This is a genomic window from Polaromonas sp. CG_9.11, from assembly GCF_015752225.1.
GTDB lineage: Bacteria > Pseudomonadota > Gammaproteobacteria > Burkholderiales > Burkholderiaceae_C > Polaromonas.
This window is the reverse complement of record NZ_JADOVE010000044.1, coordinates 1-9,338: the sequence shown is the minus strand read 5'-3', so window position 1 is coordinate 9,338 and position 9,338 is coordinate 1. Positions and strand designations below refer to the sequence as shown.

General features: G+C 61.6%; 14 protein-coding genes. 7 read left to right on the top strand and 7 right to left on the bottom strand.

The annotated features are described in order from the left end of the window. On the top strand, positions 1 to 184 hold a 184-nt coding region (locus IWX85_RS20650), incomplete at its 5' end, for a hypothetical protein (protein ID WP_231380036.1). 249 nt (positions 185 to 433) lie between these two features. On the opposite strand, the gene IWX85_RS19555 is transcribed toward IWX85_RS20650, so the two are convergent. The 4 genes from IWX85_RS19555 to IWX85_RS19540 all read right to left on the bottom strand — a co-directional run bounded on the left by IWX85_RS19555 (position 434) and on the right by IWX85_RS19540 (position 2,888). Then, complete coding sequence (locus IWX85_RS19555) at positions 434 to 1,108, bottom strand: uracil-DNA glycosylase family protein (RefSeq protein WP_196870895.1); 675 nt, start codon at positions 1,106 to 1,108, stop codon at positions 434 to 436. Then, positions 1,108 to 1,323, bottom strand: a complete 216-nt coding sequence (locus tag IWX85_RS19550; protein ID WP_196870894.1) for a DUF2945 domain-containing protein — start codon at positions 1,321 to 1,323, stop codon at positions 1,108 to 1,110. The genes IWX85_RS19555 and IWX85_RS19550 overlap by 1 nt, the downstream gene beginning before the upstream one ends. 16 nt (positions 1,324 to 1,339) lie before the next feature. Then, on the bottom strand, positions 1,340 to 1,951 hold the full coding sequence (locus tag IWX85_RS19545; RefSeq protein ID WP_196870893.1) for a DUF488 family protein: 612 nt from the start codon (positions 1,949 to 1,951) through the stop codon (positions 1,340 to 1,342). A 406-nt stretch (positions 1,952 to 2,357) separates the two neighbouring features. After that, the gene (locus tag IWX85_RS19540; protein WP_196870892.1) at positions 2,358 to 2,888 is read right to left on the bottom strand and encodes a hypothetical protein; all 531 of its coding nucleotides are present in this window, start codon (positions 2,886 to 2,888) and stop codon (positions 2,358 to 2,360) included. Between the two features lie 168 nt (positions 2,889 to 3,056). Between IWX85_RS19540 and IWX85_RS19535 the strand changes: the two genes are divergently transcribed. Beyond that, positions 3,057 to 3,509 (top strand): cyclic nucleotide-binding/CBS domain-containing protein, encoded by a 453-nt coding sequence (locus IWX85_RS19535; protein WP_196870891.1) that lies wholly within the window; start codon positions 3,057 to 3,059, stop codon positions 3,507 to 3,509. A gap of 10 nt (positions 3,510 to 3,519) precedes the next feature. On the opposite strand, the gene IWX85_RS19530 is transcribed toward IWX85_RS19535, so the two are convergent. Then, positions 3,520 to 3,891, bottom strand: coding sequence for a DUF488 domain-containing protein (locus IWX85_RS19530; RefSeq protein ID WP_196870890.1), 372 nt, complete (start codon positions 3,889 to 3,891; stop codon positions 3,520 to 3,522). Between the two features lie 26 nt (positions 3,892 to 3,917). After that, a complete protein-coding gene (locus IWX85_RS19525) occupies positions 3,918 to 4,541 on the bottom strand; it encodes a DUF2231 domain-containing protein (RefSeq protein ID WP_196870889.1) in 624 nt (207 codons plus the stop codon). A 294-nt stretch (positions 4,542 to 4,835) separates the two neighbouring features. Here IWX85_RS19525 and IWX85_RS19520 point away from each other — a divergent pair, with 294 nt between their 5' ends. The 5 genes from IWX85_RS19520 (at position 4,836) to IWX85_RS19500 (ending at position 8,532) form a co-directional block, all read left to right on the top strand. Continuing rightward, positions 4,836 to 6,572, top strand: a complete 1,737-nt coding sequence (locus IWX85_RS19520) for a molybdopterin-dependent oxidoreductase (RefSeq protein ID WP_231380034.1) — start codon at positions 4,836 to 4,838, stop codon at positions 6,570 to 6,572. Positions 6,573 to 6,589: 17 nt separating this feature from the next. After that, positions 6,590 to 6,916 carry a hypothetical protein gene (locus IWX85_RS19515; protein WP_196870888.1) on the top strand — a complete coding sequence of 109 codons (327 nt, stop codon included), beginning with the start codon at positions 6,590 to 6,592 and terminating at the stop codon, positions 6,914 to 6,916. Positions 6,917 to 7,044: 128 nt separating this feature from the next. Next, complete coding sequence (gene sdhC / locus IWX85_RS19510) at positions 7,045 to 7,422, top strand: succinate dehydrogenase, cytochrome b556 subunit (protein WP_196870887.1); 378 nt, start codon at positions 7,045 to 7,047, stop codon at positions 7,420 to 7,422. Beyond that, positions 7,419 to 7,757, top strand: coding sequence for a succinate dehydrogenase, hydrophobic membrane anchor protein (gene sdhD, locus IWX85_RS19505; protein WP_196870886.1), 339 nt, complete (start codon positions 7,419 to 7,421; stop codon positions 7,755 to 7,757). The genes sdhC and sdhD overlap by 4 nt, the downstream gene beginning before the upstream one ends. A 40-nt stretch (positions 7,758 to 7,797) precedes the next feature. Then, positions 7,798 to 8,532, top strand: a complete 735-nt coding sequence (locus IWX85_RS19500) for a succinate dehydrogenase iron-sulfur subunit (RefSeq protein ID WP_196870885.1) — start codon at positions 7,798 to 7,800, stop codon at positions 8,530 to 8,532. Positions 8,533 to 8,972: 440 nt separating this feature from the next. Here the strand turns inward: IWX85_RS19500 and IWX85_RS19495 are convergent. Continuing rightward, a partial coding sequence (locus IWX85_RS19495; protein ID WP_196870884.1) for an integrase core domain-containing protein occupies positions 8,973 to 9,338 on the bottom strand: 366 nt, incomplete at its 5' end.

Below are 9,338 nucleotides of genomic sequence, written 5' to 3'. Positions count from 1 at the left end.
TTTCACCTCAATGCCGTTCAAGGCAAGCACCGCGCAGGACAACGACGCGCTGCCGGCCTGTGCACACCTGCCACCGCGAAGCGGTTTAGTTCAACTTATTTTATCAGGGGTTGAGGTGCTTGGAAACAGGCCGCATTTAGCGCTACGGGCGGGCTCGGCAGGCGCTAATTTCGAGGTGGCGTGAATGACCCCTGAGCAGCGTTTGCAGGTATTCGCGGGCAGCAGCTTTATGAATGTTGAATTTTATTGGTTGACTTGCCAGTCAGCGGTCGTTCGTGGCGATCCACAACGGTCCCGTTGCAGACGACAGATCAAGAATCCAGGCGCTCAGTGGAATGGCCGCAGGCCAGTAAGATGCGCGTGACTCTATAGGGTAATCGAGGTCAGCGCACCCACAGGCATCTGAATCTGGGGCAGATTGAAAAACACCAATTTATGCATTTTTTTGTCTGTTGAGGAAAACTGCTGCCGGCAGTAATATGGCGCGCTGATCTGGCGAAGTGCCAGCAGCGGGATGTTGCAGGAACTTGATCCGTTCGCGCAAACCGGGCAGGAGTTCGTGCTCAAACCATGGATTGCGCTTGAACCACGGGGTGTTGCGCGGCGACGGGTGCGGCAGGGGGAGATAGTCCGGTGCAAACTCGCGCCATGCCTTGACGGTGTTCGTCAATGAAGACTTACGCCGGTTTCCCAGGAAGTGGCGCTGTGCATAAAGGCCGATGAGCAAAGTCATCTCAATCTGCGGAAGCCTGGCCAGCAAGTGATCAAGCCACAACTTTGCGCATTCCCGGCGCGGTGGCAAGTCGCCGCCGTTGCCCCGGCCCGGGTAGCAATAACCCATGGGGATGATGGCAACTTGGGACTCATCGTAAAAGCTGGTTTTGTCCAGACCCATCCACATGCGCAAGCGCTCGCCGCTGGGGTCATCCCACGGGACTCCCGAGGTATGCACGCGCAGGCCGGGCGCTTGGCCGACGATGAGAATTCGCGCTGTTTTACTGGCGCGAAGCACCGGTCGCGGGCCGAGTGGCAGCTGGCCTTCGCACGCACGGCATTTGCGCACGGCCGTCAGCAAGCCGTCCAGGGTGGCGTGGTGCGTTTCGTTCACTATGCCCCGCCGTGTTGCAATGCGGCCCCCTTGTGCATGGCGATGTGGTCGCTCTTGTCGCTCTTGATTTCATACTGCGGCTCATCCTCGCTGGCGTGGTGCGTGTAGCCTTTGCGGACGGCATTTTTTGTATGCACTTTGACGATTTTTCCGCTGACGCGCCCGGCCTCTGAATTCCAGGTCACGTGATCGCCGACTTTGAATTTGTGCGCCATGCTGCACCGTTCCAGGTCAGGCACTTGTGCCGGATTTACCCACCTCTTCAGCCTGGTCCACGAGATCGGACTGTCTGGCTATGCCTGCTGGCGGTGGATAGGTGATTTGCAGGCCTTCCACTTGGGCGAACGCGGTAAGAATACGGGGTCTGCGTCCCTTGGGTCCTACAATGTCTTCGACGCGAATGCCGTGTATCAGAAGTGCGTCGCTAATCAGGGACCGGTGACAGCGCCAGGGAACCGCTTCGGCGCACATCAGCACGCAAAGCTCACGGTTTGCCAGTTCCGCCACCTGTTGAATATTGTCATTGAACTCAGCAGTTTGCATGTAATCGGCATAGCCGCGAAACGAGCGGTTGTGCCAACCGGTGTTGGGAGAATCAGCACGCGTATGGCGCAAGCCACCCAAACCGGGGAGGTGGGAATAGGCAATTTCAATGCTGCCCAGTGTTGCGGGCAGCGTGTCTAAATTGAACTGCGGGTTGTGGTGCGAACGCGGAACGGTTCTTACATCCAGCACATGCGCAATACCGTTGACCAGAAGCAAATCGACAAAATCTTCTATCGACCGGTTGGAATGACCAATCGTGCAGACAAGAGGCTTGTGCGACACGGCGGGGATATTCATTCAAAAAAACTTTCGAAAACGCGTATGAGTAATGCTCCTTCACAAGTTCTTATCCAGACGTCGGCAGTCCTCGCGTATTTTTGTAGTCCATCACCGCATCGCGCTCGGGTAGCCACTACCGCGCCGAGGTGGCGTGGCTGCGCGAGGCAGCCACGTCGTCGCGATGGTCGGCGAGGGCACCACCGAGGGCACCGGCATCGCGCTGACGCGCTACGATCTGGCCTTGGCCGGAACGGCGCTGGCTACCGATGATGCTATCAAAATGAGCGGTATCGATGCACGCCCGGCGTGCGACAGGGCCGATTCAATGCAATTTCACACGACGTGGACAACGCATGACGATAGGGCACGATGCAGCGGTCCGGACGCGTTACCGCTGCCCTTCGCCCACGCAGCGACTTTAGGTTCAGGAAGGCGGCATCGCCTTGAGCACGCCGGCCCGGCGGATCAGGTGCTTCATTTGGCGCGCCGCGTGGGTCGTCAGGTGGTGCGGCGTGAAACCCTGCTTCGGCGTGATGTAGGCCGCCAGGGCGCCGGCCAAGTCGAGTTGCCGGTCGGAAGCTTCGGCCAGCAGCGCCGTCACCAGGTTCTCCAGCGCGATCACGCGGAGTTGCAGTTGCTTCAGTTCGGCGTTGGTGAGATGCACTTCGGTTTGCACCTCGCCCGCGATGAAGGTGTCCTGCGGGCAGGCGGGCCCTTCGCCCCCGTTGTTGTCGCACCGTGAAAGCGCCTCGCGAAGCTGCAGTGCGCGCGCTGCCATGACGGCATCGTCCTCCTTCGTCTCGACATCCATGCCGGATTCGACAGCGAACGTCGGGTGTGCCAGGATACACAGATCAAGGGCGGACTGCGGATCTTCCTCGCCCAGCATCGACTGGGGGGGGTCGTCGGGCAACCCGGATCGGTGCGATGGCGGGTTGCCCTGGTTGTTTATCATCGGGTGTTCCTTGGCATTAATTTTGCATTTTGCGATGCGGTGAATCGCCTTGTGAGCTGGCCCTTGGCCGACCCCACTGAAGGCGGGGCCGATCGACGCTCGACTTCGTGCTACTGTCTGCATGAAGGTCGCTGGCATCCCTGAAACCGTGGCCTCAGGAAGCAAAAAATGAACACCAAGCTTGTCAGCAGCATCGAAGCCGTCGCCCGTTCGCGGCTGGTCACGGTTCCCGTCGACGCGCTGTTGGTGAACGTGGCCACGCTGCTGTCCAACACCCACATCAGCCTGGTAGTCGTCTGCGAAGCCGATGGCCGCATGGCGGGTGTCATCACCAAGACCAACGTCGTTCGCTGCCTCGGCCACTGCGCGGGCAGCGCATGCGCCATGACGGCCGTCAACGTGATGACGCGCGATGTCGCTTTTTGCCATCCCGCCGATGGCTTGGCAGATGTCCTGGCGATGATGCAAGCGCGGGGCTTTGTCCATGTCCCCGTGGTCGATCAGCACGCCATCCCGTCGGGTGTCATCAACGCACGGGATGCGTTTCGCGAGCTGTTGACGCAAGAGCAGTACGAAGAATCGCTGCTGCGCGACTACGTGATGGGGATCGGCTACCAGTAAAGGCCGGCAGTCAGCGCCACAGCAGCACGTCGCGCAAAACCACCGCGTCGTTGTGCGCTTGGTCATGGGCGGAATAAACGAGCGTGACCGGGCCGGCCCGCGCCAAGGAACGCAATTGGCCGAGCAGCCCGGCGTTGCGGTGCAACTCGTCCCGGTAACGGCGACGAAACTCGTCCCAGCGCGCCGGGTCGTGGCCGAACCACTGGCGCAGCTCGGTGCTGGGCGCGATCTCCTTCATCCACTGCGTCACCGCCAAGTCAGCCTTCGAGACGCCGCGCGGCCATAGCCGGTCGATCAGGATGCGGTTGCCGTCCTCGGCGGCGGCGGGCTCGTAGGCCCGCTTCAGGACGACGTGGCGGGCGGGAATGCGTGTCGCGCTCATTAGTTAATGTTCCGTTCCGGCTTCGCTCAGGCGGGCGTTGTGGTGCTGGCGTCTGGCTGAGTAGCGGACTTCTTGCGGCACAGCGCCATGAGTGTCGGGACGATCTTGCCCTGCCGCACCTCCTCGACCATGTGCTGCACGCCGTGCCACAGGTCGATGGCAGCGGTCTTGAAGAACGGCCCCACTGGCCCGTCACCCAGCATCGGCGCGTCGGACCGGTAGACGCCGTGCGCCGGCTCGACGCCGGCGCCGGCTTCGTAGACCAGCTTGCCGCCCAGGTACGCCGTATACGCCAGAATGCCGACGCCCGCGACACCGGCGCAGAGGTAGAGCGCGTCCGGCTTCTCACTCTGCGAGCGCCGCACCGCCATGCATCCGGCGATTACCGTGGCGACGAAGTTCAGGTTGCGGTGCGTCATCAGCATGTCACGCGCGTCGCCCTCGACATTGACCTCCTCACCGGCGATCAGCCCGGTAACCGCCGAGGCGACGGCGCCGACGGCCGCGACCGCGATGGCTTTGCGGCCGAATGAATGGAGCGACCGGTTGTCAGTCAGGCAGCCGAGCAGGTCGGCGCCGATGGCCAGCGGCAGCAGGGTGATCGGCAGGTGAACGAGGGCGGGGTGCATCTGTTGCAGGCGTATAGCCATGGCGTCGACTCCTGAAGGTTGGATAAAAGTCTCGCGGCGTTTGCCGCCGGGTCGCTCTGCCGCCGGGGTATTTGCGCGGATTTCGCATGTGCCTACCACCCGCAACCCCCTGCGCGAAGAGGTTAGGAAATAAACAACTTTGATCTTCTTCTTCGCCGTTACCCGCTGCTATAGGGGATGTTCGGGGAAGAGCCATAGGCTATGTCCTACGGCCCAGCATCGGGCGCTGTGGGAGACTTTGTCTTCGCCGGAGCAACGGGCTTGACTCCCTGACCAAAGGATAAGAGAGCGCACATGATCAGTCCTCGTCCGATGCCACAAGCGCACGATCCACTGGCGATGCGCCTCAGCGCAGCCGACGATCGGGTACGGCTGAGCCACTGGCTCCCGCCACAAGCGGGCGTGGTTCCAAGGGTTCGGATCGGCCAGCATTGGGTGAACGTTTTATGGGCATTACCGCTCTTGTTCGTGCTGCTGGTAATCGGCGTGGCCGTGTCTCAGGCACTGCGGGAAATGCCGGCGGTGCAGGGCTTCCTGGTGCGCTACCCAGGCATTCCATCGGCGGCAACGGCCGTTACCACTGGGTTTCCCGGCTGGCTGCGACTGCTGCACTTTCTTAACCTTTTTTTCATGGTATTCATCATCCGCTCTGGCGTTCAGATTCTGGCCGACCATCCGCGCCTGTACTGGCGGCGCGACTGCACGCCCGGCACCGAATGGTTTCGTTTCCAGAAGGCGGTGCCGGCCGACCGCATCTGGACCTCCAAAGACGACTCGGTCAGCCTGCCGTCGTGGCTTGGCATACCGGGCCTGCGCCACTCGATTGGGCTGGCCCGCTGGTGGCACTTTTCGTTCACGCTGCTGTGGATGATTAACGGCGCCGCCTTTTACGTCCTCTTGTTCACGACCAGTCAGTGGCAGAGGCTGGTGCCCACGACATGGGAGGTCTTTCCCAACGCGGCCTCGACGGCGCTCCAGTACCTTTCGCTGACGTTCCCCGACGACGAGAGCTGGACACGCTACAACAGCTTGCAGCAGCTCAGCTATTTCATTACTACTTTCATTGCTGCTCCCACCTCCATCCTGACCGGCCTCATGCAGAGCCCGGCCATATCGAACCACCTGGGCTGGTTCGGCCGGGTGCTGAACCGGCAGAAGGCGCGTTCGATCCACTTCATCGCGCTGTGGTGGTTTTTGCTATTCATCCTGGCGCATGTGACGCTGGTGTTCATCACGGGCGCGCGCGTCAACCTCAACATGATGTGGGCCGGCGTGCAGGACGCTTCCTGGAGCGGTTTTGCTTTTTTGATCCCCGCCATGCTGCTGGTGGCAGTGACCTGGTGGCTGGCCTCGCCCCTCACGCTGCGCCATGCGCGTCAGGTCCAGCGAATCGGCACGTTCCTGAGCTGGCCGTTCGGCCGCGCGACGCGATCGTGGGACCCGACGGCCCAGCTCACCGAGAAGGACATCTCGCCCCACTTCTGGCCCAACGGCACGATGCCGAAATCTGAAGAATTCGACGAGCTGGTCAAGAATGAATTTGCCGATTACCGGCTGAGAATTGGCGGCCTGGTTGAAAACCCGGTCGAGCTTTCAATCGCCGACTTGAAGGCGATGCCCAAGCAGGAGCAGATCACCACGCATTTCTGCATTCAGGGCTGGTCGGGCGTTGCCAAATGGGGCGGCGTGCCGGTGCGCCACCTGCTTGATCTGGTCAAGCCGACGGCCGAGGCCCGCTATGTGGTGCTTTACTCGTTCGCCGACGGCGCCGACGGGGGACGCTATTACGACGCGCACAGCATGGCCAACATGCGTCACCAATTGACGATCCTGGCCTACGAAATGAATGGTGCGCCGGTCAGTGTGCTGCACGGCGCGCCGCTGCGGCTGCGCTGCGAGAACGAGCTCGGCTTCAAGATGGTCAAGTGGATCGCAGCCATCGAGGTGGTGCGCGACTATGCCGACCTGGGTGCCGGCCAAGGCGGCTACAACGAGGACCACGAATTCTACGGATACCGCGCGCCGATTTGAATGAAATGGAAATCGTTATGGATGACGTTAAAAAAGACGATTGTGAGGATTCGACCATGCTGACCTGCAAGACGAAGCCGAAAAACCAACACGAGTTCGGCGCCGGAAATGGGGATGTTCGCGCGAGTCTGGCCATGAGGCTGCTTTTATGCGCCGGCGGCCTGCTGGCGGGCTGGCACGCCCTGCGTTACCTTGGCCGGCGGCTGTCGGCATCCGCGTGCCTTGCGGCGGGGCAGCGCGCCCTGCGGGACAGCACATCGGACCGGCGTTCAGCTGCCCGCTGGGAGAACGAGGGCGGCGCGATGCAGACGGGCCATTACGGCGGCCCTCTGCATCCGGAATAGGTGAGTTGGATTCGTCGCAGGGCAAATGATGCTAACGTAGAAACATTGCACGCGCGAGCTGCTGCCGAACGCTGCGGCTACATTTTGCAATGCGGCGGCGCTGTCAGGGTTCAATTAAAGGTATGCGCGTGAAACGCTCTTCCCGTCCTGTTTTCCTGAACCTGGTCCAGATCCAGATGCCGGTGGGCGCGCTCGCTTCCATCACTCACCGGGTGACAGGCGTCTTGCTGGCGGCAAGTGTTCCCGTCGTCGTCTATCTGCTGGAGCTTTCGCTGCGCAGCGAGCAGGGTTTCGACGACGCGACCCGGCTGTTCGGCCATCCGGCTGTCAAGGCGATCCTGTTCATCGAGCTCTGGGCGCTGGCCCATCACATGCTGGCCGGCATCCGCCATCTGCTGACCGACGTTAGCGTCGGCTCGACCTTTGTGACCGCGCGGCGCAGCGCCTGGTGGGTGAACCTCGGCGGCCTGGCCGTGGCGCTGGTCGCAGCCAGCGTGTGGTTATGAAGGCGCGCACCTCCGGCTTGTCGGCGTGGCTGGTGCAGCGCGTCAGTGCCGTTTATATGTTGCTCTTCATCGTGTTCGTGGTGGGCGCCTTGTCGCTGCGTCCGCTACGCACGTACAGCGAATGGCACGCCTGGATCGCTCATCCGGGCGTGTCGATCGCGCTGTTTGTCTTTTTCGCGGCGCTGCTCGGGCACATGGGGGTGGGGCTTCGCGATGTGCTGTTCGACTATGTGCGGCCGGCCCGGCTGCGTCCCGTGATGCTGGGCGTGCTGATCGCGGGACTTCTCGGCCTGGCCGCGTGGCTGCTCTGGATCCTCTGGCGGGCGCAGGGCTGAGTGCGTCGCCGGACCCAAAAACAATGATCGAAAGCGCTTCATGAAACTTTCCATTTCCCGCTACAACCCCGAGACGGACGACAAGCCTTATCAGCAGGACTACGAGATCGAACTCGGTCACAGCGACCACATGCTGCTCGACGTGCTGGTCCGGCTGAAGGCGCAGGACCCGACGCTGACGCTCCGTAAATCCTGCCGCGAGGGCGTCTGCGGCTCGGACGCGATGAACATCAACGGCCGCAACGGCCTGGCCTGCATCACGCGGGTCGCCGGTCTCAAGGAGCCGGTAGTGCTGCACCCGCTGCCGGGCTTTCCGATCATTCGCGACCTGGTGGTCGACATGACCAACTTCTTCCGGCAGTACCACTCGGTAACGCCGTACCTCATCAACGCCGAGCCGCCGCCGGAGAAGGAGCGGCTGCAGTCGCCGGCCGATCGCGACAAGCTGAACGGCGCCTACGAATGCATCCTGTGCGCCTGCTGCAGCAGCCAGTGCCCGTCGTACTGGTGGAATCCGGAGAAGTTCGTCGGCCCCGCCGGGCTGATCCAGGCCTACCGCTTCATTGCCGACAGCCGCGACCGCTCTACCGAGGAGCGGCTGGACAACCTGAGCGGGCCCTACCGCCTGTTTCGCTGCCGCACCATCATGAACTGCGCCGAGGTCTGCCCCAAGGGCCTGGAGCCGGTGCATGCGATCGAAATGATCCGCCTGAGGATGCTGGGCGTGGAAAAGGACAGCGGGCTGGAAACCCACCGCGTGCCGCCAATCAGGTGACTATTCACCCGCGCACGCATCTTGTCCAAACTGGTCAAGGGCTTGTCCCATCAGGAGGTTTGTTTGGCCCTGGACGTGACGTTGCCAACGGTTTTGAAGACCCGCACGCGCATGGCCTAAGGTGGCTTGGAGGCCGCGCTTTGTGAGCGGCCTCGCCCAGGCCTCAAACCCAAGCTGAATGCGAAACAGGCAGCGATGATCACGGCCATTGCGTGCTCCAAGGCGCCCGATGGGCATGACCAATGGACGCTGCGCATGATCTGCTCAAAGATTGTAGAACTCGGCTTTGCCTAGTCCTACAGTCATGAGGGCTTGCGTCAGTTGTTAAAAAACTAACTAAAACCCTGGCAAAAGCACAAGCGGTGCATCGCCAAAGTCGATGAAGAGTTTGTCGCCTGAACGGTGGCTGTCAAGCAAGTTGTCGCCTAAAGTGAAGTGAGTCAGGCTGTTTTTTGCGTGTGTTGAGGCTCCTTGATGTGTGTGTTTTCCGGGTTGAGATGCACGACATCAACATGTGCCCATTGGCGAGCCAGCTTTGACCAGCGCTGAGGGTTTTCCTGGCAGGCCCGTTCATAGACAAGGGCACGCTGCTCAAGCAGAGTTCCGTCCAGGCCGGCATGGCGCTGCGCCGGTGTCACGAAGCCGATGGCGCTGTGGCGATGCTCATGGTTGTACCAGTGCGCCAGGTCCGTCACCCAGCGGCGCGCGGCCAGCAAGTTCTCAAACGGCTTGACAGGCAGCTGGGGGCGATACTTCAGCGTTCTGAAGGCCGATTCCACGTAAGGGTTGTCATTGCTCACGGACGG